The organism is Nonomuraea sp. NPDC049684, assembly GCF_044465345.1.
Classification (GTDB): Bacteria; Actinomycetota; Actinomycetes; order Streptosporangiales; family Streptosporangiaceae; genus Nonomuraea.
In genome coordinates this window covers 43,976-68,722 of the sequence record NZ_JBITLO010000005.1, presented here as the reverse complement: position 1 = coordinate 68,722, position 24,747 = coordinate 43,976, and the positions used below count along the sequence as shown (strand labels likewise).

The window sequence follows — 24,747 nt, the reverse complement described above, 5'->3', positions numbered from 1 at the left end:
ATATCGCGCCAAATTGCGAAGTCCGAGACCCGCAGGTGCTTTGTCGGAGTTGCCCGATACAGTCATGACCCATGAGTACGAACACCACTGACAGCCGGGCTCCCGTCCTCGTCTGGAGCGCCCTGGCGATCGTGTACGTGGTGTGGGGCTCGACCTACCTCGGCATCAGGATCGCCATCGAGACCATGCCCCCCATGCTGAGCGGCGCGCTGCGTTTCGTGACGGCCGCGCTGCTGCTCGGCGGCTTCCTGCTGGTCAGGAAGGGCCTGGAGCCGTTCCGGGTGTCATGGCGGCAGTTCTGCGGGGCCGGGCTGGTCGGCCTGCTCCTGCTGACCAGCGGCAACGGCATGGTCGCCGTGGCCGAGCAGCACATCTCCAGCGGCCTGGCCGCGCTGCTGGTGGCCTCGGTGCCGCTCTGGCTGGTCGTGTTCCGGATCCTGGTCAGGGACCGGCCCGCCGTGCTGACGCTGGCCGGCGTGCTCGTCGGGTTCGCCGGCGTCGCGGCGTTGTCGCTGACCGGCGGCCAGTCGGTGGACACCACCGGGATCGTGGTGATCCTGGTGGCCTCGTTCTCGTGGTCGGTCGGCTCGTTCCTGTCGGCGCGCATCCCCATGCCCGCCAACCCCTTCGCGGCCAGCTCGATCGAGATGCTGGTCGGCGGCGCCGGCCTGGCCGTGACCGGCACGATCCTCGGCGAACGGCTCGACCTCGCGGCCGTCTCCGGACGTTCCTGGGCGGCGCTGGCCTACCTGGTGCTGGTCGGCTCGCTGGTCGGCTTCACCGCCTATACCTGGCTGCTGGGGAACGCGCCGATCTCGCTGGTCTCCACGTACGCCTACGTCAACCCGGTCGTCGCGGTGATCCTCGGCGTGCTGGTCGTGAACGAGCACGTGACCCCGCAGATCATCGCCGGCGGGGCGGTGATCCTGGTGGGCGTCGCCCTGGTGGTCTCCACCGAACGACGCGCCAGGACCAGGACCGCGGCCCTCGCCGAAGAGGTCAGCGCCTAACCGCGGAACTGCTTGGCCGCGGCGAGGAAGGCGTCGTTGGCCTCGGGGTCGCCGATGGACACCCGGGCCCCCTCGCCCGCGAACGGCCGTACGGCCACGCCCTCCACCGCGCAGGCGGCGGCGAAGTCGAGGGTGCGCTCGCCGAGCCGCAGCCAGACGAAGTTCGCCTCGGTCGGCGGGACCGTCCAGCCCTGCTCGATCAGCGACTCGCGGACCCGGCCGCGCTCCTTGACCACCCGCTCGACCCGCTCCAGCAGCTCGTCCTCGGCCTTGAGCGAGGCGACGGCGGCGACCTGCGCGAGGTGGTTGACGGCGAACGGGATGATCGTCTTGCGGACGGCCGCCGCCACGGGCTCGTGCCCGATCAGGTAGCCGACCCGCAGGCCCGCCAGCCCGTACGCCTTGGAGAAGGTGCGCAGCACGCAGACGTTCGGCCGGTCGCGGTAGAGCGTCAGGCCGTCGGGGACGTCCTCGTCGCGGACGTACTCGCGGTAGGCCTCGTCCAGCACCACGAGCACGTTCTCCGGCACGCGGTCGAGGAAGGACACCAGGGCGTCGCGGCGGATCGCGGTGCCGGTGGGGTTGTTGGGGTTGCACACGAAGACCATGCGGGTGCGGTCGGTGATCGCCTCCGCCATGGCGTCCAGGTCGTGGTCCTCGCCCGCCAGCGGCACCTGGACGGATGTGACCCCCGACAGGTCCGCCAGCAACGGGTACGCCTCGAACGACCGCCACGCGTAGACGACCTCGACGCCGGGCTCGCCGACCGTCTCGAACAGCTGCTGGGCCACCGTGACCGAGCCCGCGCCCAGCGCGATGTGCTCGAACGGCACGTCGTACCGCTCGGCGATGGCCTCGGTCAGCCCGACGGCGCCGGGGTCGGGGTAGCGGTTGATCTGCCGGGCGCCCTCGGCGACGGCCTCGACCACGGAGGGCAGCGGGTCGTAGGGGGATTCGTTCGAGGAGAGCTTGTACGACCGGCCGTCGGCGGAGACCACGGCCTTGCCCGGCTTGTAGGGGGGCATGGTGTCCAGGATGTGGCGGAAACGAGGCATAGAACTACCTTAAAAGGCCACGCCCGATGAAGCATCCGCCAGCCCCCGCACGTCGAGAGGGCTCACGGCCGGACGCGTTCCCAGCGGATCTCGCCGTCGTGCACGAGATCGGTGGGGTGCAGGCCGGCGTGGGCGGCGACCGCGGCGGAGGCCGCGTGGCCGGGGTGGATGTGGGCGACGACCGTGCCGACGTCGCGGGCGTCGCACCAGGAGACCAGGGCGCGGGCGGCCTCGGCGGCCAGGCCGCGGCCCTGCCAGGGCACGCCGACCACCCAGGCGATCTCGGCCGTGCCCGCCTCGACGGTCGCCTGCACGTAGCCGGTCAGCCGGCCGTCGGCGCGCAGGCGGAGCACCCAGTTGCGCCAGCCGATCGGGCCGGCGACCAGGCGTTCGTAGCGGGCGCGCAGCTCCTCCCCCGTGGCGGGAGCGCCGCCGGTGAACTCGTGCAGGCGCGGGTCGGCGAGCACCGCGGCCATCTCCGCGGCGTGCTCGACCCGCAGGGGCACGAGCGACAGGCGAGGGGTCTCGATGACGTCCATGGAGTCGTTCGGCGTGTTCACGGGCGGGATGGTCACTCCTGGAGCATGGGCGGGTGGAGGAGCTCGGCGGGGCCGCGGCGGTAGAGCTTGGCGGGACGGCCGCCGTCCCGGGTGGTGGTGGCGCCCGTCTCCACCAGGAAGCCCTCCGCCTTGGTGACCTTCCGGTGGAAGTTCCGGGGATCGAGGGGACGCCCCCAGACGATCTCGTACACCCGGCGCAGATCGGCGACGGTGAACTCGGGCGGGCAGAAGGCCGCCCCCAGGGACGTGTACTCCAGCTTGGCGCGGGCGCGCTCGACGCCGTCGAGCATGATGCGGCGGTGGTCGAAGGCCATGACGGAGAGCGCCTCGACGGGCTGCCAGCTCATGTGCGCCTGCTCCGAGGCCGGCAGGTCGGGGGCCAGGCCCAGGTAGGCGACGCTCAGCACGCGCTGGCGCGGGTCGCGGTCGGGATATCCGTACGTCTGGAGCTGCTCCAGGTGCACCGGGGCGCCCGGGAGCCCGGCCCGCTCGGCCAGCACGCGGTGGGCGGCGGCCGGCAGGTCCTCGTCGAGCTGGATGAAGCCGCCCGGCAGCGACCAGCGGCGCAGGAACGGCGGGTTGTCGCGCCGCCACACCAGGGCGCTCAGGGCGTGGTTGCGCACGGTGAGCACGACCAGGTCGACGCTGACCGGGATGCTCGGGACCATGGACGGCACGTTACACGGAGTCCCGTCTGCCCTATGCGGATATGCGTACGTGGAGCGGCGTCGTGGCCTCCTTGCCGGACGCCCCCTTGATCCCTATCTTGACCCATTCCCCGGGCGGCACCTGGTTCCAGTCGAACGGCACCCAGGCCGTCGCCATCCGGGCCGGGTGCTCGTCCAGCGGGTCCTTGTCCAGCCAGCCGACCGCCGAGACCACCAGTTCCTTGGTGCCGCCGGACCATTCGACGAGCACGGTGCTGCCGTCGAGGTTGTAGCCGCGCACCTCGACGCCGTCCTGGGGGTCGCGGGCCCGCCTGATGGCGTCCACGGCGATCGGGCGCTGCCAGTCGCCGGCGATCTCGTCCTGGAGCGAGGGGTCGCCGCAGGTCATGAAGTCGCTCCACATGTAGGAGACGATCTTCTGGACGTACCGGCCGGCCATCGTGACGGCCTGGTCGAGGCGCTTCTTGTCCGTCTGGCCGCGGGTGCCCTGCGGGGCGCACGGCTGCTTGCCGGACGGCTCGAACGCCTCCACGTTCGCCCACAGCTCCACCTCGTGACCGGCCTGGAGCATCTCGTCGCGGGCCTTGGCCATCTCCCGGTAGTAGTCGCGGGTCGAGCCGTGGTACGCGGTGCCGTACGTGGCCTCGCCCACCACCGGACGCAGCCGGTCGTCCACCTCGGTGTCGCGCTCGTCCGGCCAGAACAGGCCGACCTTGCCGGTCCCCCGGCTGTCCTGCGGGGCGATGATGCCGACGCCGGTCCGGGCCAGCGCCTTGAACGCCTCGGCCACCTGCGCCGGCGTCTGGCCGAAGCCGACCCGCTTGCGCGCGTCCAGGTACGGGCTGATCAGGATCGGCTTGCCCAGTTCCTGTTCCACGATCCGGTGCTGGTCGGCGTACACCTCAAGGGTGGGGTTGGTGGCCAGCGTGGCCCCCATCTGGACCTCGAACGGCTGGTAGACCCCGCCCAGGGCCTGCCGGTCGGCGAAGCGCACGCCGTAGTCCTGCAGGATGCGCCGGGTCAGCGTGGTGAGGGTGCCGATGTGCCGCTTGTTCGCCCTGGTCGGCGTCTCGGAGTCGCGCGGGGCCAGCGGCAGCGCGGGGAAGACCCGCATGCTGAACTGGTCGGCCAGGTCGAGCAGCTCGTTCAGGCTGTCCTTGGCCGAGCCGGCCACCAGGATCAGGTCGTAGGACGTGGCCTTCTCGGTGAAGTCGCAGGTGGCGTCGTCGGAGCCGTCCGGAGGGGCGACCATGCGGTAGTAGATGCGGTCGCCGGCCTTGACGGCGTGTTCCATCTTGGGGCAGCGGAACAGGCCGCCGCCGAACGCCTCGTCGGTGCGGTAGACGTACGTGCGGCCGATCCGGTTGCCCGGGTTGGCCTTGCGCAGGTCCTGCTCGGCCGCGTCGTGGCAGCTCAGGCCGTCCTCTTCGCACGCCTTGTACAGCGGGTCGAGCGTCCCGTCCTTCGACAGGATCTCGCCGGCGTCGGAGACGCCGCGGAACTGCAGGCCGTACCCGATCCTGATGATCGTGTCGCCGCCGGCGCGGTGGATCTCCTGGAGCTGGTGACGCCAGGTGCACGGGTTCGACCTCGGCGTGATCCAGTAGCCGGTGACGGCGTAGAAGTTCTTGGTCGTGGTGTCGAACGTGCCACAGGGGTCGGTGAACTCCTTGACCTTCGGCGGCGGCGGCGTCGAGACGGTCCTGGACGGCTTCGGCGTGCTCGACGAGGACGCGACCGGCCGCCCGGACGACGACGGGAAGAGGATGATCGCCACCGCGACCACCGCCAGGACGGCTGCGCCCACGAGCAGGAAGAGCCATCGCACGTTCAGGAACCTACCGCTCTCGTGGTCTGCCGGAGATAAACCGCTATCGCGTGATCCCGGCCCATGCCTCAAGCTGGGTCACGAAGCGCTTGGCCGAGTTCGGCCAGTGGTGGTTCGCCCGGGCCGCGGCGTACCCGCGAGCGCCCTGCGCCCGCCGCTCGCGCACGTCGTCCCGCAGCGTCAGCACCGCCTGCGCGACGGCCTTCGGGTCCTCCCAGGGCACGACGACGCCGCTGTCGTACCGCTCCACCAGCTCGACCGCGCGCGGCGACGGCGTCGTGATGACCGGGATGCCGTGCGCCATGTACTCCACGATCTTGGTGGGCATCGAGTGCCGGTAGTTGGGCTCGTCGTGCAGCAGCGACAGCCCGGCCAGCGCCCCGTCGAGCCGCTTGAGCGCCTCGTCGTTGGGCATGAAGTCACGCCACTCCAGCAGGCCGTCGGCGACGGCCTGGTTGAGCATCGGACGGCTCTGCGGATCGGCGTACCCGATCAGCTCCACCGTCACCCGGTACGGCTGCAGCAGCTTGGCCACCTCGACGGCCTCGAACACCCCGCGCGCCCGCGACAGCCACCCGAGGTAGACCACGCGGTCCTCGCCCGGAGGCGTCACCGAGTCCGGCACCCAGGTCTCGTTCGGCACGATCAGATGGGCGTGCTTGAACCGGCCCGCGTAGGCGGTCTCGGCCAGCAGCAGGTGCATGTGCCGCTCGGCCGTGCCCTCCAGCATGCGGGCGAAGAAGCGCACCGGCGGGCGCAGGAACGAGGGCAGCCACGGCTTGAGCGACAACGTCGCCGGGGTGTCCTCGTGGACGTCCCAGACCACCGGCGGCCGGTTGCGCACGCCCCAGACCGCGAACAGCAGCTCAGGGTCGTGGATCAGGACCAGGTCGACCTTGTTCCGCATGCGCTTGAACAGCCGCCGGGCGGCCCAGACGGCCGCCACGCGTTTGCGCTGGGCGGCCCTGGGAAGATCGACGCCGTTGACCCATGGACGCGGTACGACCCCGTGCGCCGAGAAGGAGGCGGCATACGTGACCTCATGACCGGCATCCACGAGGGCACGGATCTGCCGATGCAGAATTCTCGCGTCCTCGGGGTTATGCACCACCGTCATGACGAGCACGTGCACTGCGCGCAGCCCTCCGTCGCTACAGCCGCTCGACGCGTTCACCCTCGGTGAGCACACCGCGGGTGTCCAGCACGAGCTTGGCCTTCGCCTCGACCATGGCCAGATCGAACGCGGCGTGCTGCTGAAGCAGCAGCGACACGTCGGCGTTGACCACGGCCTCGGTCAGATCCTCTTCCCGTGGCACCGGAGTGCCGTCGACCGACCACTCCTTGACGTACGGATCGGCGAACGAGAGGTCGGCCCCCAGCTCCAGCAGCGCACGCGCCACAGGCAGAGCCGGAGTTTCCCGTTCGTCGGCGATATCCGGTTTGTACGTGACGCCGAGCATAACCACTCGGGCGCCGTTCACGGGCTTCTTGTGCCGGTTCAGCAGTCGCTGGACGCGCGCCACCACGTAGGACGGCATGCGCTCGTTGATCTCCTGGGCCAGCTCCACGAACCTGAACGGGTAACCGAGCTTGCGCACGGTGTAGGACAGGTACGAGGGGTCCACGGGGATGCAGTGACCGCCGACGCCCGGCCCCGGCAGGAACTTCTGGAAGCCGAACGGCTTGGTGGCCGCGGCCTCGATCGACTCCCACAGGTTGATGCCGAGCTCGTCGCAGAAGATCGCCATCTCGTTGACGAGGGCGATGTTGACGTGCCGGTAGGTGTTCTCCAGCAGCTTGGCCATCTCGGCCTCGCGGGTGCCGCTGACCGGCACCACCTGCTCGATGAACTGCTTGTAGAACGCCGTCGCCCGGTCGCGGCAGACCGGCGTGTAGCCGCCCACGACCTTCGGGGTGTTCTTGAGCCCGAACTTCGGGTTGCCCGGGTCGATGCGCTCGGGCGAGAAGGCCAGGTGGAAGTCCACGCCGGCGGCCAGGCCCGACTGCTCCAGCAGCGGGCGGGCCACCTCGTCGGTGGTGCCGGGCCAGGTGGTGGATTCGAGCACGACGAGCGTGCCCTTGCTGAGGTTGCGGGCGACGGCCTTGGTCGCGCCCTCGACCGCGGACAGGTCGGGACGGTGGTCCTCGTCCAGCGGGGTGGGAACGCAGATGACGATCGTGTTGCTTCTGGCCAGCACGGACTCGTCCAGCGTCGCGCTGAATCCGTTCGCCAGCATGTGATCGAGGTCAGCGTCGGTCAGGTCATCGATGTAGGACTGCCCGGCGTTGAGCGCGTCGACCTTCCGGGGGTCGACGTCCACGCCGACGACCCGCAGCCCGGCGGCAACCGCTTCCTTCGCAAGCGGCATACCGACGTAGCCCAGGCCGATGACAGCCAAGTCGATTTCTGTCACAGCAGTGCCTTCGAGAGCCGGAAACAACACTTCATGGTCGCAAAGGTTATCTCAAGTCCACCTAGCTCACGCCTAATGCGACCGAACCCGTCACAACGTACAGGCAACGTGGAGGTCATCTTTCGGCAAGCGATCGGTATAGAGCTTGATAAGTCTCGGCAACACGGCTCCACGTCCGCTTCGCGGCGACTTCGGCGCGTCCGGCCTCGCCCATCTCCGACCGCCTGGCCGGGTCCTCGCGCAGGCCGGCGATCGCCTTGGCCAGCTCGGCCGGGTCGCCGGGAGGCACCAGCAGGCCGGCCCCGTCGGAGCCGACGAGCTCGGAGAGCGCGGGCAGATCGCTGAGCACCACCGGCTTGCCGAGCGCCATCGCCTCGACCGGCTTCAACGGCGTGACGAGCCGGCAGACCCGCAGGTCCTCACGCGGGCAGGCGAAGATGTCGATGGCGTCCTGGGCCTGCAGCGCCTCGTCGGGGCCGACCCGGCCGGGCAGGACGGCGTCGCGCAGCCCCAGCTCCTCGACCAGGGCGAGCAGGTTCTCCCGCTCGGCACCGTCGCCCACGATGAGCACCCGCACCGGCGTGCGGTCGTCGCGCAGCAGCGCGGCGGCGCGCAGCAGGGTCGCGAAGCCCTCGTAGGCCACGATGCTGGACACCGAGCCGACCACGATCTCGCCGGGGGCGATGCCGTACGCCTCGCGGAACGAGGCGCCGTCGTAGTGGGCCGACAGCAGGGTGTCGTCGACGGCGTTGGGCGCCAGGTGGATGCGTTCCCTGGGCACGCCGCGCTCGACGATCTCGGTGGCCATCGTCTCGGCCAGCGTGACGACCGCGTCGGCCTCCCGCATGAGGAACGCCTCGCGCTCGCGCTGGAGCACGTGCCGCTGGCTGCCGACCCGGATCGGGTCGCGGGAGGCCCACGTCTCCTCCAGGAAGCCGCGCACCTCGTAGACGAACGGGGTGCCCGTCCGGTCGCGCACGGCGTGGGCGACCGAGCCGTTGCGGTGGTCGGTGGCGGCGTGCAGGATCTGCGGGCGCAGCTGCTCGACCAGCCGGGTGACGCCCTCGGCGCCCTTGACCATGCGCCCGCGCATCTCGAACGGCACCTCGCCGTGCCCGTCGGGCAGCATGCGGTAGTAGGGGATGCCGTCGATCTCCTCCTGGGCGGGCGCGTCGGCGTGCCCCTGGAGCATGGGCCAGCCCCAGCTCGTCACGACGTGCGGGTCGAGCCCGGCCGCCTTCTGGGAGGTGACGATCCTGTGGGTGCGCACGGTGTAACCGGCCTGCGTGTACGGCAGCGCGTTGGTGACCAGGTGCAGCACGCGGCCCTCGACGCGCCCGGCGATGGCGACCTTCGGCGCCGGCGGGATCGGGTCGGGGCTGATGGCGGCCAGCTCACCGCGGTAGTAGGCGGCCCTGCGCTTGACGAAGGGGTATTTGGTGTGCGCGTCGAGCACTTCGGCGGCCTGCGAGACCCGCCCGGCGTCCCAGTGGGCCTTCGCCTCGTTCCACGGCGCCTTGATCACGCGCATGCCGATCTTGCGCACCATGCGGCGGGCGCGGCGGGCGGCGGGCCATGCCACGCTGCCGACGAGCGGGCGCAGCTTGGGCGGGAGCGCGTCGGCGGCGGCCTGCGCCACGCGGACGGGGTCGGACTTGACCTTGGTCACGACGACGCGGGAGACGATGACGGGGTGCTGGACGAAGCCTTTGAGAAGTCCCCCGACGCCGGCCCGGGCGGACTTCGCGGAAACCTTGGAGGAGTCTTGACGACTGGCGTCGGATGCCACGCTGGGACCGTACCATAGGCAGCGTTTTTTCCCTTCCGCTATGAAAGGCGAGGTCAATGAGGGAGAACCCCCTGGTCCTGCACGTTTTGGGTGCTCGTCCCAATTTCGTGAAAGCGGCCCCGGTGGTGCGTGCACTCGGTGAACTCGGCGTGCGGCAGGGCATCATCCACACCGGTCAGCACTACGACGCGCTGATGTCGGACGTCTTCTTCGCCGACCTCGGCCTGCCCGAGCCGGTGGCCAACCTGGCGGTGGGCTCCGGCACGCACGCCAGGCAGACCGCGGCCCTGCTCGTGGGCCTGGAGGACGTCTTCGTCGCCCAGGAGCCCGACCTCGTCGTGGTCTACGGCGACGTGAACTCGACGCTGGCCGCGATCCTGGTCGCCGCCAAGCTCGGCATCAGGACGGCGCACGTCGAGGCCGGGCTGCGCTCGTTCGACCGGGGCATGCCCGAGGAGGTCAACCGGGTCGTCACCGACGCGCTGGCCGACCTGCTGTTCGTCACCTCGCCCGAGGCCCTCGCCTATCTGGCCTCGGAGGGCGTGCCGCCCGCGAAGGTGCACCTGGTGGGCAACCCGATGATCGACAGCCTGTTCGCCGCGCTGCCCTCGCTGGACCCGGCGCCGGTCGTGGCGCGGCTCGGCCTGCCGGCCCGCTACGCCGTGGCGACCCTGCACCGCCCGGCCAACGTGGACACCGCCGAGGCCGCCAGGGAGCTGGTCGATGCGGTGCTGGAGGTGTCGCGGCGGACGCCGGTCGTGGTGCCGGTGCACCCGCGCGGCAAGGCGCGGCTGGCCGAGGCGGGCCTGGTGGACGGCGACACGATCAAGGTCATCGAGCCGCTGGGTTATGTGGACTTCCTCTCACTCGTCCGGGGCGCGGCGCTGGTCGTCACCGACTCCGGCGGCGTGCAGGAGGAGACGACCATGCTGGGCGTCCCCTGCCTGACGCTGCGGCCCAACACCGAGCGGCCGATCACGATCACGCACGGCACGAACCGCCTGGTCACGCCCGCGCTGCTGCCCGCCGCGGCGGAGAAGGCGCTCGCCGACGGCGCCGCCACGCCGGCCGGCGAGCTGCCGGTGCTGTGGGACGGCAAGGCGGGTCCGCGCATCGCGACGGTGATCGCGGCGTGGCTGAAGGGCGACAACCTGGCCCCCGCTTCCCAGGCCAAACGCCCCGAATAGCGGCTGAATCCGCCGTACTATGACATACCTCCGCTGAGCGATAGGCGTATCACCATGGCCGAAAACCCTGAGCCCCCCGCGTTCCAGCGACTGGGACCCGTCAACTGGCTGCCCGAGGAGCGCAAGCTCGTCGAGCGGTACGAGGCAGAGGTCAGGGAGCTGCGGCGGCGGCTGGAGATCGCCGAGGCCAAGGCCGCGTACGCGGGCTGGAAGCTGGAGGCCACCCAGGCCAAGCGCACGTTCAAGCTGGGTGAGGCCCTGGGCTCGAAGAGCCCGGGGCGGATCGTCGAGGCGGTCAGGTCGAAGGACAAGGCGCCCAAGCCGCCCATGCCGGTCACCGAGGCGGTCGAGCTCGCCAACCACCGGCCCCCGCTGGTCGAGGTACCGGCGGCGAAGTGGCCGCTCGGCCCGGTCAACCGGCCCGACCTCAAGGTGGCGGTCATCCTGGACGACTTCTCCAGGATGGCCTTCAGGTACGAGTGGGACCAGATCGAGTTCGGCCTCAAGGACTGGCCGGAGATCTTCGCCGACAAGCGCCCCGACCTGCTGTTCTGCGAGTCGGCCTGGCACGGCAACCAGGGCCGCTGGCGCTACCAGATGACCGGCACGAACGCCCCCAAGGAGCCGCTGCGCGACCTGGTCGCCTGGTGCCGCGCCGAGGGCATCCCCACGGTCTTCTGGAACAAGGAGGACCCGCCGAACTTCGACTTCTTCATCGACACGGCCAAGCTGTTCGACCACGTGTTCACCTGTGACGGCGACATGGTGCCGAAGTACCGCGAGGTGCTCGGCCACGACCGGGTAGACGTGCTGCAGTTCGCCGCCCAGCCGCGGGTGCACAACCCGATCCAGCAGAAGCAGGGCCGCCTGCACGACGTGGTGTTCGCCGGCATGTACTTCCGCGACAAGCACCCCGAGCGCCGCGAGCAGATGGAGGTCGTCCTCGACCCGGTGCGCGAGCTGGGCCTGCACATCTTCGCCCGCAACGGCGAGGTGGACGAGAAGTACGCCTGGCCGGAGAAGTACCGTCCGCACATCGTGGGCGAGCTGCCCTACGACCAGATGCTGGCCGCGTACCGGATGTACAAGGTCTTCCTCAACGTCAACTCGGTGCTCGACTCGCCGACCATGTGCGCCCGCCGCGTCTTCGAGCTGTCGGCGTGCGCGACCCCGGTGGTGTCGGGGTGGTCGCGGGCCATCGAAGAGACGTTCGGCGGGCTGGTGCCGATCGCGCGCGAGCCGGTCGAGTCGTACAACCAGGTGCTGCACCTGATCAACAGCCCCGAGCTGCGGGCCAGGATGGGCCACCTGGCGATGCGGGAGGTCTTCGACAAGCACCTGTTCTCGCACCGCGTGGACCAGATCCTGCAGAACCTCGGCCACGCCACCGCGCCCCGGTCCCGCTCGATCTCGGTCGTGCTGCCGACCAACCGGGCCGCGCAGATCGAGCACGCGATCTCGTCGGTGGCCCGGCAGCTCCACCGGCCGCTGCAGCTCGTCATGGTCCTGCACGGGCTGGACATCGACCCGGTGGTGGTCGCCGACAAGGCGCGGATGGCCGGCATCACGGACGTCGTCGTCCTGCCCGCCGCCCCGGAGCTGACGCTCGGCGCCTGCATGAACCTGGGCATCGCCGCCGCCGAGGGCGACCTGATCGCCAAGATGGACGACGACAACCTCTACGGCGAGCACTACCTGTCGGACCTGGTGCGCGCGTTCGACTACTCCGACGCCGAGCTGGTCGGCAAGGGGGCGCACTACGCGTACTTCGAGGGCAGCAACACCACCATGCTCCGGCTGCCCGGCCTGGAGCACCGGTACTCCTTCCTCGTCCAGGGCGGCACGTTCCTCGGCAAGGCGGACATGTTCCGCTCGTACGGCTTCGCCGACATCACGCGGGGGGAGGACACCCAGCTGGTACGCCGGCTGAAGGAGGACTCCGTCAAGATCTACTCGGCCGACCGGTTCAACTTCGTCTACTGGCGCAGCGCCGACGCCTCGATGCACACCTGGCAGGCCGACCACATCAAGCTGACCCGCAACGCGCAGTTCTCCTTCGTCGGCCGCCCGGACGACCACGTGCTCATCTGAGCCTCAGCGGGTGACGCGGGCCAGGTTCTGGTCGGCCAGGCGGGCCAGCTCGTACAGGCCGGCCGCCTTCACCTTCTCGCCGACGACGAGCATGCTCATGATCAGGTGGGCCCGCCTGATCACGACCGACCCGATCTGGGCCCGCTTGTCGCCGCCGGAGGCCGTCGTCAGGTAGGCCCGCGACTCGTCGCCCCTGGCCGGCATGGCCAGCGTGGCGGTGCGGTAGGTCACGTCCGCGCCCTCGACGGTGGCCTTGTACAGGGCGCACTGCGGCGGCAGCGGCGCGGGCATGGCCGCCGACGGCATCGACACGACGGCCTGCGTGATCGAGCCACGCGCGGCGGAGAAGGCTATGACGGCGGCGGGCGCCTGGGCGACCTCCGGCTTGGCCGCGTCGAGCTGGGCGGCCCCGGCGCACTCCGGACGTTCCAGCTTGGCCTGCTGGATGGCGGCCAGCCCCTCCTGGGTGGACTTGAGCGAGCCGAACGCCCCCATCTCCGGCCCGTACGCGATGCGCATGCCCTTGGGCACGGGCAGCAGGGCGGCGCGCAGCCGGGCCGCCTCCACCGCGGAGGAGGACGCGGCGGGCTGCGCCGACCCGGCGGCCTGATCACCGGCCTCGCCGGCGGAACATCCGGCGACGACCATCATGCTCAGACATACCCCCGAAATAGCCTTAAGCACGAATTCTCCCCTTGCTCTAGCGGCTTTTTCGAAAACGCTAGAGGAAGGGCCGAGTAAGGAGCCGAGTAACGTCGCTATTCACGGAATTCGGCGGGTTCACGAGGAATTTGAGGTTCGCGAGAGGTTTTGGGTTCGCGCGGGACTTCGGGTCCGGCGCCGTTCCGGCTCCCGCCGTCGAGCAGCGCCCTGGCCAGGCCGATCCCGGTGCCGCCGAGCGTGAGCGCCTTGGCCAGCAGCTCCTCCACGCCCTGGGCGCCGTTCAGCACCACCATGTGGTCCACGTTCCCGAACGCCTTCGCGCCCGCCTCGACGACCTCCGGCCAGCGCTCGGCGAGCTGCTGGGCGATGACCGCCTCCTGGTTCTCCTTCAGCGCCTCGGCCCGCGCCCTGATCGCCTCGGCCTCGGCCAGGCCCAGCGCCCTGGCCGCCTGCGCCTCGGCCAGCCCGCGCGCCTGGGCGGCCTGGGCCTCCGCCTCACCCGCGATCTTGGTGGCCGCGCCGGCCGCCTCGCCGCGCAGCCGTACGGACTCGGCCTCGGCGGCGGCGGCCAGCTTGACCTGGCTCGCCTGGGCCCCGGCGCGCAGCTCGGTCTCCTCGGCCTCGGCCTGGGCCTGGGCGATCCGGGCGTCCCGGTCGGCCTGCGCGAGCGTGACGGTCTCGTACGCCTTGGCGTCGGCGGGCTTGCGCACCTGCGACTGGAGCCGCTGCTCGGCGAGCTGGGCCTCCAGCTCGGCCGCCCTGGTCTCCTGGACGACGACCTCCTGCCGGGCGCTGGCCTCCGACAGCGGCCCCGCCTGCCGGGCCGTGGCCTGCGCCCGGTCGATCTCGGCCTGGTAGGCGGCCCGCTTGATCTGCGCGTCGCGCTGGGCGGCGGCCTTGTTGGCCTCGGCGATCTGCTCGGCCTCCGTGGCCTCCTGGTCGCGCTGGGCCTGGGCGATGCGGGCGACGGCGGCGATCCTGGCGGCGTGCGGCTTGCCGAGGTTGGCGATGTAGCCGGTCTCGTCGTCGATCTCCTGGATCTGCAGCGAGTCGACGATCAGCCCGAGCTTGCTCATCTCGTCGGCCGCCGAGGCCCTGGTCTCGCTGGTCAGGCGCTCGCGGTTGAGTATCAGGTCCTCGATGGTGAGGTTGCCGATGATCGAGCGCAGGTGCCCGGTGAACAGCTCGTGGATCGCGCTGGTCATGAAGTCCTGCTGGTCGAGGAAGCGGCGGGCGGCGTTGGCGATCGAGGACAGGTCGTCGCCGACCTTGTAGATGACCACGCCGCGGATGTGCACGGGGATGCCCTGCTGGGTGACGCAGGAGACCTGGAGATTGGCCGCCCTGGTGTCCAGGCGCAGCCGCCGGGCGGCCTGGAAGCCGGGCAGCACGGCCGTGCCCTTGCCTGTGATGATCTTGAAGCCCAGGCTGTCGACGCCCTCGCCCCGGCGGCGCGCCCCCAGGCCGGAGATGATCAGCGCCTCGTTGGGCTCGGCGACCCGCCAGACGGCTTTGAACAGCAGAATCACGATGACGACCGCGACGACCGCGGCTCCGGCGACGATGAAGACCTCGGGGGACATCCGGCCCTCCCTAGACGAGTGCTCTGGCCACGTAAACCGTCCGCGGGGGGAAGTAGTCCACCACGACCACGATGGTTCCGAGGCCGAACTCCTCGTCGGGCACGCTGGGGTGGGCGTAGAAGGCCTCCACCCCGCCCCTGACCGGGATCATGACCTCGCCGACGAGCCCTGGGCCGATCCTTCCGGTGACCCTGCCCTGCTTGCCGACCACCCTGCTCCCCCCGCTCGCATGCATTCCGGACGCTACTCCAAACGGGCATTCGCGGTAATAGGCCACGCAAAATGTTTCTCGAACCGCTGCGCGCCCCTGTGGGGCTTTTGGCGCAAGTGCTGATGATCGCCCTCATGAGCAGGAATCCGCGCAACCTCGGGATGGATGTGCCCATTTCCCGCCGTGACTTGTTCGACGGGATTGCGGTGAGCGCTCTGGGCTGCTCGGCGGCGAAGGCCGTTGTCAATGCCGCGGAACCGGCCGGAGGGCTGCGCGGGGACACCGCGCAGGCGGTCGCCGTGCCGCACGCGCTGCGCGACGGCCGCTTCTGGCGGCACGCGGGCCCGCCCGAGCCCACCGGCGAGAGCTACGACCTCGTGGTGGTGGGCGGCGGTCGCAGCGGCCTCAGCGCGGCGGCGGAGTGGCTGCGCCGGGAGCCGAGGGCCCGCGTGCTCGTGCTGGACAACCGCGACCCCGGCGAGCACGGCGGCCCGGCGGGGTTCGGCGCGGGCCAGGCCGTACGCGTGATGTGCGACAGGGAGAGCTTCGGCGCCGACACGCTGGTCACGGCCGGCCGGCTGGAGGGGCTGCCGCTCGCCGCGCGGGCCGTCGATGACCTGCGCATGCTGCGCGACGACCCGCCCGACTGGTTCCCCGGGCTGTCGCAGGAGGACAAGCAGGAGCGCCTGGCCGGGCTGACCTACTCCGGGTTCCTGCTGGAGGTCTGCGGCGTGCATCCCGACGCGGAACGCTTCTGCCGGACGCTGCCGTGCGCCGAACGGGCCTACGACGGCCGGGCGCTCGGCGCGGTGGACGCCTGGGCCGCGGGCTACCCGGGGTTCGGCGGCCTGGGCCTCGACAAGCCCTCGCGCTACGCCTCGGCGGCCGGGCCCGCGACCGCTGGCCCGCCCGGGGCCGCGCGGGCGGTGCTGCGGCCGTCCAGCCCGGTGGTCTCGGTGCGGCACGGGGACGCGTCCGTGGTGGTCGCGTACTTCGACGGGCATCGGGTCAGGACGGTCGGCGCGGAGTCGGTGATCATGGCCTGCTGGAGCGCGGTCGTGCCGGACCTGGTGCCCGACCTGCCCGAGCAGCAGCGGCGGGCGCTGCGCCAGGCGGCCCGGCTGCCGGTCCTGGAGGCCGATGTGCGGCTGCGCGGGGGCCGGGCGCGGATCGGGCGCACCCGCTGGACGGGCGCGTTCTGGTGCCTGAGCGAGCCCGCGCCCGAGGGGTTGCGCCTGCTGGCCACGCCGTGCCGGTCGGAGCTGGGGCCCGTGGCGGGGGCGGCGGCGGGCCGGCGGGAGATGATGGCGACGCCGTACGACCGGCTGGCGGACGGCGTGCGCGACCAGGTGGCCCGGCTGCTGGGCCCCCGGGCCGGCGTCGAGGCGGTCACCGTCCACCGCTGGGGGCACGGGCTGCCGGTGGCGTACTGCAGGCCCTGGCACCCCTTCTACCCCGACGGCCCCTTCCCCGCCGACGTCGCCCGCAGGAGGTTCGGCCGCATCGCCATCGCCGGGTCGGACACCGAACCGGCGGCCGGCGGCGACGCGGCCGTGGTGGCCGCGCACCGGGCCGTGCGCGAGCTCACCGCATGAGGCCCTGGCTGCGGGTCTTCCTCGGCGGGCTGGTCCTGTGGCTGGCCACGGTCGCCGTCACGGCCTGGACGGCCAACTCCAACCTGGTGCCGACCGTCGTGCTGTTCGGCAGCTTCCTGATCCCGGTGACGTTCGTGGTGTGGGCGCACGGGCGCGACCGCTCGCCGGTGGTCACGGTCGAGCTGCAGTTCCGGGCGTTCGTGGTGGGCGGCGTGCTGGGGGTGCTCGGCGCGTCGCTGCTGGAGAGCTGGCTGATCCGGCCCTCGCTCCTCATGTACGCGCTGGTCGGCCTGATCGAGGAGGGCGTGAAGCTGGCCGCGCTGATGTACGTCACCCGGCACGCGGTCCGGCGCTCGTCCAGGGACGGCGTGGTGCTCGGCGCGACGGTCGGCTTCGGCTTCGCCGCCTTCGAGAGCTCCGGCTACGCCTTCAACGCCCTGTTCACCGCCGACGGCCTGTCGCTGGCGCAGCTCGTCGAGACCGAGATCCTGCGCGGCATCCTGGCGCCGGTGGGCCACGGCCTGTGGACCGCGATACTCGGCGGCGTGCTGTTCGCCGCCCACGGACGCCTCACCGGGCACGTCGTGTGGTGCTACCTCGGCGTCTCGCTGCTGCACGCGCTGTGGGACTCGATGAGCGCCATCGCCATCGCGATCACGCTGGTCCTGACCGGGCGGTCGTGGCAGTTCGAGCTGCTGCGGATCGGCCGGGTGCCGAACGTGACCGAAGGGCAGGTGCACGTGTACACGCTGGTGAACTGGGCCGGACTCATCGTGATCTCGCTGGTCGCGCTGGGGTGGCTCTGGCGGGTGCTGCGCGCGGCCCGCCGGGAGACTGAGATCATGCCCCAATAATCACGGTAATCATCCTGTTCCTCCCACTGCGCCGGAACCATAAACGATGCTAGTCTCCTGTGCGATCTTCCGGAGGTGTATTTACACAAGGTGTGGAAATGCCCCCGACTCGAGGTTGGGACATGGGCTCGCGAAACCGGTCAATTCGGTTCAAGATCTTTTTATTGCTGCTGCTACCCCTCCTGTCTCTCAGCGCGCTGTGGGGTTTCGTCCTCAACCTGACCATGGGCGACGCACAGTCACTCCTCCGGGCCGACACGCTCTACGAAACCCTCGGGGTCACCTCCACCGAGCTGGGCGTACAGCTCCAGGCCGAGCGGGTGCGCTCCGCCGAGGCGCTCACCACCCGTGAACTCACCGAGGTCCTGGGCGCGCAGCGGGCCCGTACGGACAAGGCGGCGGCCGACTTCGAGCACGCCGTCACCGAGGCGGGCGACGCGGTCGGCGACGACCTGCGGATGCCGCTCGACGCCCTCACCGCCCACCTCGACCGGCTCGGCTCCATCCGCGCCGACATCGACGGCGGCATCAGCTCCCGCCTGGCCGGCGTGGACGCCTACAACCAGGTGCTCGACGCCGTCTTCGCCCTCTACGACCACCTGATCTCCGTCTCCGACCTGACCGTCTTCCAGCAGGCCACCTCCCTGCACGCCATGGGCAGCGCCCGGGAGTACATCGCCAGGGAGCACGCCCTCATCGTCGGCGCGCTGGTGGACAAGCGGCTGACCGAGCCCGAGCGGGCCGCCTTCACCGAGTACGCGGCCTCCAGGAAGTTCCTGCACGCCCGCGGGCTGGCCGGGCTCGACGTGCCGCTGCGCAGGCCGTTCGAGCAGGTTTTCGCGTCCCAGCCGTTCCTGACCTTCTCCGCGCTGGAGTCCAGGGTCGTCAAGACCGGCTCGCCGCCCGCCGACGCCGAGGCGTGGAAGAGCGCGGTGGACCGGCTCACCACCGAACTGGACCGCGACAGCGCCGCCGCGGCCAAGGCGCTGGCCGGCCGGACCGCGCGGGCCGCGACCGGCACGGTCGTCGAGATCTCCGTCGCGGGCGGCCTCGGGTTGATAGCCGTGCTCGCGTCGATCATCATCTCTGTACGCTTCGGTCGCCGTCTGGCGGGCGAGCTGTACGGGCTGCGTACCGCCGCGATCGAGCTGGCGGAGGTGCGCCTGCCCGACGTCGTGGACAGGCTGCGCAAGGGCGAGGACGTTGACGTGCGGAAGGAGGCCAGGGCCATCAGGGTGAGCGGATCGGCGGAGATCACCGACGTCGGCCGGGCCTTCGCGTCCGTGCAGCGCACGGCGGTGACGGCGGCCGTCGGCCAGGCCGCGCTGCGCCGCGGGGTCGGACAGGTCTTCCTCAACCTCGCCAGGCGCAAGCAGGGCCTGCTGCACCGGCAGCTCGGGCTGCTCGACGGCATGCAGCGCCGCACGCACGATCCCGACCGGCTGGAGGAGCTCTTCCGCCTCGACCACCTGACCACCCGCATGCGGCGGCACGCCGAGAGCCTGATGATCCTGTCGGGCGCGCCCCCGGCGCGGGCCTGGCGCAGACCGGTGCCGGTGATCGACATCGTCCGGGCCGCGGTCGCCGAGGTCGAGGACTACACGCGGGTCAACGTCGAGGCCATGCCGGTCAGCGCGGTCGACGGCGGGTCCGCGGCCGACCTCACGCACCTCGTGGCCGAGCTGATCGAGAACGCCACCATCTATTCACCGCCGGACACCGTGGTCCAGATCCGCGGCGACGTGGTCAGCAACGGCTACGCCGTCGAGATCGAGGACAAGGGGCTCGGCCTGTCGGCCGTCGAGTACGCCGCGATCAACAAGCTGCTGGCCGCGCCGCCCGAGTTCGACCTGGCCGACAGCGACCGGCTGGGCCTGTTCGTGGTGGCCAGGCTGGCCGAGCGCCACGGCGTCAAGGTCCAGCTCCGCCGCTCGCCCTACGGCGGCACCGCGGCCATCGTGCTCGTGCCGCGCTCGCTGGTCGCCGACCAGGCCGCGCTGACCGCCGGCGACGACGACGGCCGGCCGGCGGAGCTGCCGAGCCGTACGAAGAAGGCCCTCGCGGTGGTCACCTCGGGCACCCACGCCGGACTGCCCAGGCGCGTGCGCCAGGCGAACCTGGCGCCGCAGCTCAAGGAAGAACCGCCGGAGCCGGAGCCGCAGGCCGAACGCTCTCCCGACGAGGTACGCGATCTGTTCTCCGCGTTCCAGCGGGGAACCCAACGTGCCCGAGAAGAAGCCTCCGAGGAGGAGCCCATGAGCAAGGGGGACGCATGACTGCGCAAACCACCAACACCGGTGAGCTGAACTGGCTGCTCGACGACCTGGCAGGCAGGGTCGCCGCCGTCCGCCAGGCGGTCATCCTTTCCACCGACGGCCTGGCCGTCGGGTACTCCAAGGGATTGACCCGCGAGGACGCCGAGCACCTGTCGGCCGTGGCCGCCGGCTTCCAGAGCCTGGCCCGCGGCACCGGGCGCCATTTCGGCGGCGGCGACGTGCGCCAGACCATCGTGGAGATGGAGAGCGCGTTCCTGTTCGTCACCGCGGCCGGCCAGGGCACCTGCCTGGCCGTGATCGCCGAGGCGAACGTCGACGTCGGGCACATCGCGTACGAGATGGCGATGCTGGTCAAGCGGGTGGGCCAGCACATCACCACCAACCCGCGCGCGGGAACGGCATGACCGACGCCCCCCGCTGGTACGACGAGGAGGCCGGGCCAGTCGTCCGGCCCTTCGCCCTCATCCGAGGCCGGACGCGCTCGTCGGGAGACGCCTTCGACCTCGTCGCGTCCGTGCGCGCGCTCGCCGACCAGGCGGACGACCTCGGTCCGGAACAGCAGCTCATCCTGCGGGCGGCGCGGAGCCCGATCTCGGTGGCCGACCTGGCCGTCGAGCTCGACCTGCCCGTAGGCGTCGTCCGGGTGCTGCTCGGCGACATGCGTGACCACGGCCTCATCTCGGTGACGTCGCCCTCGGCAACGGGGTCGCGTTCGAATGAGCGCATTCTCAAGGAAGTGATCAATGGACTCCGTGCTCTCTGAGGACCCCGTCGCGCTGAAGATCCTCATCGCGGGCGGGTTCGGCGTCGGCAAGACCACCCTGGTCGGGTCGATCAGCGAGATCAAACCGCTGCGCACGGAAGAGGTGCTCTCCGACCGCGGGATCGGGGTCGACGACCTCGACGGCGTGGAGGCCAAGACGACCACCACCGTGGCGATGGACTTCGGCCGCATCACGATCCGCGACGGACTGGTCGTCTACCTGTTCGGCACCCCCGGCCAGGAACGGTTCTGGTTCATGTGGGACGAGCTGTCCTACGGCGCGCTGGGCGCGGTCGTGATCGCCGACACCCGGCGGCTGACCGACTGCTTCCCGTCGGTGGACTACTTCGAGCAGCGCGGCACGCCGTTCGTGGTGGCCGTCAACTGCTTCGACGGCGCGTCCCAGCACAGCGTGGACGACGTGCGCATCGCGCTCGACCTCGACGACGACGTCCCGGTGATGCTGTGCGACGTGCGGCGCAGGGCCTCGGCCAAGGAAGTGATGATCACCCTGGTCGAGCACTCCCTGCGGACGCTCACCGCCGCCAACTAGGACGCGCGGCCCGCCGCCGCGAAGCGCCGCGCGCGGCCCGCCGCCGGGCTAGAGCGCGCGCAGCCCGTTGATCACCTCGCGGAGCAGGCTCTCCGTCGGGGTGGCGGTCTTGTCGCGCGGCGGGCGCACGTCGATCAGGTCGTACTCCAGCAGGTCGCCGAGCAGCACCCGGATCACGCCCACGGGCAGCCCGAGCTCCGAGGCGACCTCGGCGACGGGCCTGGAGTGACCGGACAGGCAGCTCATCAGCCGCCGGTGCTGGCCGCTCAGCTCGGCCTTGGCCGGCGCGGGCCGTCCCGTCGAGACGACGGTCGCCAGCAGATCGAGGGCCGGGGACGAGGGCCTGGTGCGCCCCCGCGCCACGGCGTACGGCCGGACGACGGGCCCGGCCTCCTCGTCAACCCACTCGTGCTCGCCGCTCACGCTCGGGAACCCCCATCCTGGTCGCTTTCCTGCCGCCCCCGCTGCCATCCGGACTGGAGTGAGGAGAGCAGCGCCCTGGTCTCCTCAGGAGAACGCTCGTCGGCCACGGGCGTCACGGGCGCCGGTGGCGTCGGCGCGGCCAGGGGCGCCTGCCGGAGCCGCTGCCGCTGCGGCAGGCCCGTCGGCCGGTCGCGGCGCGGCAGATCCTGCCCCTCGCCCGGCGCGGGCCCCGCGCGCTTGCTCGTGCGCACCCGGCGCGGCAGCTCGCCCGGCCCGGTCGCCTCCCCCGCGTCGAGCGGCCGCTCGGACCGGACGACGGAGACGGACACGGGCTCGAACTCCATCGGCCGCACCGGCGTCGCCATGGGCTCGACCAGCGATCCCGGCACGAGCACGATGGCGGTCGTGCCGCCGTACGGGGACAGCTTCAGCGTCACCTTGATGCCGTGCCGGGCGGCCAGCATGCCGACCACCGCGAACCCCAGCCGCTCGGTCTGCGCGGGGTCGAACTCGGGCGGGCTGGCCAGGCGGTCGTTGATGGCCTTGCGGGTCTCCTCGTCCATGCCGAGGCCGCGGTCCTCGATCTCGACCGCGAAGCCCCTGCCGACCATCTCGCCGCGCACCGAGACCTCGTTGGCGGGCGAGGAGAACGACGTCGCGTTCTCGATCAGCTCGGCGAACAGGTGCATGAGGTCGGCCACGGCCGAGCCGGACACGCCGCACTCGGGCATCGGGTAGACCCGGACCCGGGTGTACTCCTCGACCTGGGCGGCGGCGCCGCTCAGCACGTCCTCGACCGGGATGACGCCGCGCCACCTGCGGCCCGCCGTGCCGCCCGAGAGCAGCACCAGGCCCTCGGCGTGGCGGCGCATGCGGGTGGTCAGGTGGTCGAGCCGGAACAGGCGCTCCAGGGCCTCGGGCTCCTCGGTCTGGCGCTGCATCTCGTCCAGCATCCTGAGCTGGCGCTGGAGCAGCGACTGGCTGCGCCTGGCCAGGTTCCGCAGCGCCTCGGACACGCCCTCGCGCAGCCTGGCCTGCTCGACGGCGGCGTCCACGGCGGTGCTCTGCACGCTGTCGAAGGCCGCGGCGAGGTCGGCGACCTCGCTGGTGGCGTTGTCGCCGACCTTGATAGGCGGCGCCTCGGCCTCGATGTCCACCCGTTCGCCGGTACGCAGCTTCGACACCACGTCCGGCAGCCTGACCTCGGCCAGGTCCAGCGCCGTACGGCGGAGGGTGGCCAGCTCCCGGGTGATCCGGCGGCCCACCCGGACGGAGATGAAGATCGAGAAGGCCACCGCGATGAGCCCCAGCGCGCCCGCGATCGCGGCCCTGACCACGATGACGACGCCGGCCGGCTGCATCCGGCCCAGCAGCTTGTCCCCGGTGTCCCAGACGGCCTCGCTGTACTCCTTGAGCACCTGGTCGGCGATGCCGCGCCACAGGTCCATGTCGGCCGGCTGGCCGGCCACGAAGCTCCTCAGGAGGCTCTCCATGGTGATGTACCTGGAGGAGTAGAACAGCTTCTCGAACGGCGCCCGCAGCTCGGTGTCGAGGTTGGCCAGCGCCTTCGGGAACAGGAACGTGCGGGTGCCGTCGATGCCGGCCAGCAGGTGCACGTCGTGCATCGAGGGGCGGCCGTTGGAGGCGACGACCAGGGCGTTCTCGCGGCTGAGCAGCTCGCGCACCTCGTCGGCCGCGATCAGGCCGTGGGCCTGGAGGGACAGCTGGAGGTCGGTGCTGACGGTCAGCCTGGAGTACAGCAGGTGGACCTCGTCGGAGACCTTGGCGTACTCGGTGACCAGGGCGCCGGGGGTGAGCCTGCGGTCGTCGACCTTGCGCCTGACCTCAGGGAGCCGGTCCACGGTGTCCAGCACGACCTGGAACTGCTTCTTCATGTCGTCGGTCATCGCCGACTGGGCGTCCTCCGACAGGGCCTGCTCGCGCAGGTTCTTCCTGCTGGCGTCCACCTTGGCGCGGGCCTTGGCCAGGGCTCCGGCCTCGGTCGCCGTGCCGGCGAGGCGTTCGGCGGAGGCCAGGCGTTCGACCTGGAGGTTGGAGACCAGGCCGTCGGCGTTGTTGATCACTCCCGACCAGATGGCGTCGACCTTGAAGAGGTTCAGCGCCTCACCCGTGGTCGTGCTCGCGGCGAAGCCCCAGAGCGCGATCAGGGAGATCAAGGGGATGACGAGCAGCGTCGAGATCTTGAATCGGATGGATCTGCCCGATGCCATGACACCTGCTCCCGCATAGAAGATCGCGGGAGAGAATAGCATCGAAACAGACGAGATTAAGATCGACTAGCGATAAATCTGTGATATGTCGGGAAATTTGCGTCTACTGGGTGCTTCGAGGCGCGGAGCGGCGACCACGTCAGCCACAGCGCCCAGGCCGCCAGCAGGCCGAGCAACGACACCTCGGCGCCCAGCAGCAGCCGCTCGACCAGGCCGATCATGACCCGCTCCCCCGGCAGGGCCACGTACGTGATCGCCAGCAGCCCGAACCCGCCCGCCAGCGCCACCCACTCCACGGCCCGCGCGACGGGCTTCCAGAGGGCGTCCGCGGTCAGCCTGGGCACCAGCAGGGCCCCGGCGGCCGGCAGGCTCACGAACGCCGCGATCGAGACGTACCGGTGCACCTGGGCCGCGAGATCGAGATCGAGACCGAGGGGGACGGTCGGGATGACCGCCACCACGACCAGCGCCGCCGACCACAGCATGAGCAGCTTCTCCGGCAGCCCCCGGATCGGCGCCCCCATCCTCCTCAGCGCGGCCAGCAACGCCAGCGACCCGATCCCGAGCACCGCCATCGCGATCTCCGTGACGCCCCCGCGGTCGGTCACGGCGTACTCGCTGATGGTCACGTTCATGGGGTCGAGGTAGGGGTCGGGCCCGAAGTGGCCGACCAGGATCGCGACCACCGAGAACACGATCGACGCGCAGGCGATCAGGGGGTAGGTCCTCCCCGGGGTCATGAGGGCCCTCAGGTTCGCGCTCCAGGGCGCTCTCGCGACTCTCACTCTGCTGTTCGGCACTGCGGTCATGTGCCCAACTCTCGCGCTCCCAGGCGTGCCGGCACATCCGGTGGCAGCCCCGAGCCGTCCCTGAGTCCATCCCTGAGTCCCGCCGACGGAGGACCGGCCGGAGGGGGGCGCCGCTGTGACCGGATGCGGTGCGCGTCTCATCGCCGGTTTCCCTCTCGCAGGACAGACACCCGTGGTCGCGGAT

Annotated in this window: 22 protein-coding genes; 9 read left to right on the top strand and 13 right to left on the bottom strand. The window is 71.1% G+C overall.

Going from position 1 to position 24,747, the window contains the following annotated elements:
- Positions 1-71 precede the first annotated feature (71 nt).
- Complete coding sequence (locus tag ACIBST_RS17365; protein WP_397172682.1) at positions 72-1,010, top strand: EamA family transporter; 939 nt, start codon at positions 72-74, stop codon at positions 1,008-1,010.
- Here ACIBST_RS17365 and hisC read toward each other — a convergent pair.
- From hisC to ACIBST_RS17330, 7 genes are all read right to left on the bottom strand, one after another.
- Complete coding sequence (gene hisC, locus ACIBST_RS17360; RefSeq protein WP_397172680.1) at positions 1,007-2,065, bottom strand: histidinol-phosphate transaminase; 1,059 nt, start codon at positions 2,063-2,065, stop codon at positions 1,007-1,009. The genes ACIBST_RS17365 and hisC overlap by 4 nt on opposite strands.
- A 62-nt stretch (positions 2,066-2,127) precedes the next feature.
- On the bottom strand, positions 2,128-2,625 hold the full coding sequence (locus ACIBST_RS17355) for a GNAT family N-acetyltransferase (RefSeq protein ID WP_397172679.1): 498 nt from the start codon (positions 2,623-2,625) through the stop codon (positions 2,128-2,130).
- Positions 2,626-2,636: 11 nt separating this feature from the next.
- A complete protein-coding gene (locus ACIBST_RS17350; protein ID WP_397172678.1) occupies positions 2,637-3,293 on the bottom strand; it encodes an NUDIX hydrolase in 657 nt (218 codons plus the stop codon).
- Positions 3,294-3,324: 31 nt separating this feature from the next.
- The gene (locus tag ACIBST_RS17345) at positions 3,325-5,121 is read right to left on the bottom strand and encodes a DUF4434 domain-containing protein (protein WP_397172676.1); all 1,797 of its coding nucleotides are present in this window, start codon (positions 5,119-5,121) and stop codon (positions 3,325-3,327) included.
- Positions 5,122-5,164: 43 nt separating this feature from the next.
- The gene (locus ACIBST_RS17340; RefSeq protein WP_397172674.1) at positions 5,165-6,253 is read right to left on the bottom strand and encodes a glycosyltransferase; all 1,089 of its coding nucleotides are present in this window, start codon (positions 6,251-6,253) and stop codon (positions 5,165-5,167) included.
- Positions 6,254-6,272: 19 nt separating this feature from the next.
- Complete coding sequence (locus tag ACIBST_RS17335) at positions 6,273-7,535, bottom strand: nucleotide sugar dehydrogenase (RefSeq protein ID WP_397172673.1); 1,263 nt, start codon at positions 7,533-7,535, stop codon at positions 6,273-6,275.
- A gap of 115 nt (positions 7,536-7,650) precedes the next feature.
- Positions 7,651-9,324: a glycosyltransferase family 4 protein gene (locus tag ACIBST_RS17330; protein WP_397172671.1), complete on the bottom strand. Its 1,674-nt coding sequence runs from the start codon at positions 9,322-9,324 to the stop codon at positions 7,651-7,653.
- A 56-nt stretch (positions 9,325-9,380) separates the two neighbouring features.
- Here ACIBST_RS17330 and wecB point away from each other — a divergent pair, with 56 nt between their 5' ends.
- Positions 9,381-10,511, top strand: coding sequence for a non-hydrolyzing UDP-N-acetylglucosamine 2-epimerase (gene wecB / locus ACIBST_RS17325; RefSeq protein ID WP_397172669.1), 1,131 nt, complete (start codon positions 9,381-9,383; stop codon positions 10,509-10,511).
- Between the two features lie 54 nt (positions 10,512-10,565).
- Positions 10,566-12,602, top strand: a complete 2,037-nt coding sequence (locus tag ACIBST_RS17320) for a glycosyltransferase (RefSeq protein WP_397172668.1) — start codon at positions 10,566-10,568, stop codon at positions 12,600-12,602.
- Between the two features lie 3 nt (positions 12,603-12,605).
- Here the strand turns inward: ACIBST_RS17320 and ACIBST_RS17315 are convergent, their stop codons facing one another.
- The 3 genes from ACIBST_RS17315 to ACIBST_RS17305 form a co-directional block, all read right to left on the bottom strand.
- Positions 12,606-13,253, bottom strand: coding sequence for a hypothetical protein (locus ACIBST_RS17315; RefSeq protein ID WP_397172667.1), 648 nt, complete (start codon positions 13,251-13,253; stop codon positions 12,606-12,608).
- A gap of 107 nt (positions 13,254-13,360) precedes the next feature.
- The gene (locus ACIBST_RS17310) at positions 13,361-14,848 is read right to left on the bottom strand and encodes an SPFH domain-containing protein (protein ID WP_397172666.1); all 1,488 of its coding nucleotides are present in this window, start codon (positions 14,846-14,848) and stop codon (positions 13,361-13,363) included.
- A 10-nt stretch (positions 14,849-14,858) separates the two neighbouring features.
- On the bottom strand, positions 14,859-15,059 hold the full coding sequence (locus ACIBST_RS17305; RefSeq protein ID WP_397172665.1) for a hypothetical protein: 201 nt from the start codon (positions 15,057-15,059) through the stop codon (positions 14,859-14,861).
- Between the two features lie 206 nt (positions 15,060-15,265).
- Between ACIBST_RS17305 and ACIBST_RS17300 the strand changes: the two genes are divergently transcribed.
- From ACIBST_RS17300 to ACIBST_RS17275, 6 genes are all read left to right on the top strand, one after another.
- Complete coding sequence (locus tag ACIBST_RS17300) at positions 15,266-16,654, top strand: hypothetical protein (RefSeq protein ID WP_397172663.1); 1,389 nt, start codon at positions 15,266-15,268, stop codon at positions 16,652-16,654.
- Positions 16,651-17,508, top strand: a complete 858-nt coding sequence (locus ACIBST_RS17295) for a PrsW family intramembrane metalloprotease (protein ID WP_397172662.1) — start codon at positions 16,651-16,653, stop codon at positions 17,506-17,508. Before ACIBST_RS17300 ends, ACIBST_RS17295 begins: the two co-directional genes overlap by 4 nt.
- A gap of 164 nt (positions 17,509-17,672) precedes the next feature.
- Positions 17,673-19,784, top strand: a complete 2,112-nt coding sequence (locus ACIBST_RS17290) for a nitrate- and nitrite sensing domain-containing protein (protein ID WP_397172660.1) — start codon at positions 17,673-17,675, stop codon at positions 19,782-19,784.
- Complete coding sequence (locus ACIBST_RS17285) at positions 19,781-20,188, top strand: roadblock/LC7 domain-containing protein (protein WP_352318060.1); 408 nt, start codon at positions 19,781-19,783, stop codon at positions 20,186-20,188. Before ACIBST_RS17290 ends, ACIBST_RS17285 begins: the two co-directional genes overlap by 4 nt.
- On the top strand, positions 20,185-20,547 hold the full coding sequence (locus ACIBST_RS17280; RefSeq protein WP_352357593.1) for a DUF742 domain-containing protein: 363 nt from the start codon (positions 20,185-20,187) through the stop codon (positions 20,545-20,547). Before ACIBST_RS17285 ends, ACIBST_RS17280 begins: the two co-directional genes overlap by 4 nt.
- On the top strand, positions 20,528-21,100 hold the full coding sequence (locus ACIBST_RS17275; protein ID WP_352318064.1) for an ATP/GTP-binding protein: 573 nt from the start codon (positions 20,528-20,530) through the stop codon (positions 21,098-21,100). Before ACIBST_RS17280 ends, ACIBST_RS17275 begins: the two co-directional genes overlap by 20 nt.
- A gap of 48 nt (positions 21,101-21,148) precedes the next feature.
- On the opposite strand, the gene ACIBST_RS17270 is transcribed toward ACIBST_RS17275, so the two are convergent.
- The 3 genes from ACIBST_RS17270 to ACIBST_RS17260 are packed head-to-tail and all read right to left on the bottom strand — an operon-like array spanning position 21,149 to position 24,494.
- Positions 21,149-21,523 (bottom strand): DUF742 domain-containing protein, encoded by a 375-nt coding sequence (locus ACIBST_RS17270; RefSeq protein WP_358290686.1) that lies wholly within the window; start codon positions 21,521-21,523, stop codon positions 21,149-21,151.
- On the bottom strand, positions 21,520-23,754 hold the full coding sequence (locus ACIBST_RS17265; RefSeq protein WP_397172659.1) for a nitrate- and nitrite sensing domain-containing protein: 2,235 nt from the start codon (positions 23,752-23,754) through the stop codon (positions 21,520-21,522). Before ACIBST_RS17265 ends, ACIBST_RS17270 begins: the two co-directional genes overlap by 4 nt.
- 56 nt (positions 23,755-23,810) lie before the next feature.
- Entirely contained in the window at positions 23,811-24,494 is a 684-nt protein-coding gene (locus tag ACIBST_RS17260; protein WP_397172658.1) for a DUF998 domain-containing protein, read from the bottom strand.
- Positions 24,495-24,747: the final 253 nt, after the last annotated feature.

Bases quoted from the DNA above. Each gene is read 5' to 3' on its own strand.
- ACIBST_RS17365 (WP_397172682.1), top strand. From the start codon at position 72: ATGAGTACGAACACCACTGACAGCCGGGCTCCCGTCCTCGTCTGGAGC.
- hisC (WP_397172680.1), bottom strand. From the start codon at position 2,065: ATGCCTCGTTTCCGCCACATCCTGGACACCATGCCCCCCTACAAGCCG.
- ACIBST_RS17350 (WP_397172678.1), bottom strand. From the start codon at position 3,293: ATGGTCCCGAGCATCCCGGTCAGCGTCGACCTGGTCGTGCTCACCGTG.
- wecB (WP_397172669.1), top strand. From the start codon at position 9,381: ATGAGGGAGAACCCCCTGGTCCTGCACGTTTTGGGTGCTCGTCCCAAT.
- ACIBST_RS17320 (WP_397172668.1), top strand. From the start codon at position 10,566: ATGGCCGAAAACCCTGAGCCCCCCGCGTTCCAGCGACTGGGACCCGTC.
- ACIBST_RS17315 (WP_397172667.1), bottom strand. From the start codon at position 13,253: ATGATGGTCGTCGCCGGATGTTCCGCCGGCGAGGCCGGTGATCAGGCC.
- ACIBST_RS17310 (WP_397172666.1), bottom strand. From the start codon at position 14,848: ATGTCCCCCGAGGTCTTCATCGTCGCCGGAGCCGCGGTCGTCGCGGTC.
- ACIBST_RS17295 (WP_397172662.1), top strand. From the start codon at position 16,651: ATGAGGCCCTGGCTGCGGGTCTTCCTCGGCGGGCTGGTCCTGTGGCTG.
- ACIBST_RS17285 (WP_352318060.1), top strand. From the start codon at position 19,781: ATGACTGCGCAAACCACCAACACCGGTGAGCTGAACTGGCTGCTCGAC.
- ACIBST_RS17280 (WP_352357593.1), top strand. From the start codon at position 20,185: ATGACCGACGCCCCCCGCTGGTACGACGAGGAGGCCGGGCCAGTCGTC.
- ACIBST_RS17275 (WP_352318064.1), top strand. From the start codon at position 20,528: ATGGACTCCGTGCTCTCTGAGGACCCCGTCGCGCTGAAGATCCTCATC.
- ACIBST_RS17265 (WP_397172659.1), bottom strand. From the start codon at position 23,754: ATGGCATCGGGCAGATCCATCCGATTCAAGATCTCGACGCTGCTCGTC.
- ACIBST_RS17260 (WP_397172658.1), bottom strand. From the start codon at position 24,494: ATGACCCCGGGGAGGACCTACCCCCTGATCGCCTGCGCGTCGATCGTG.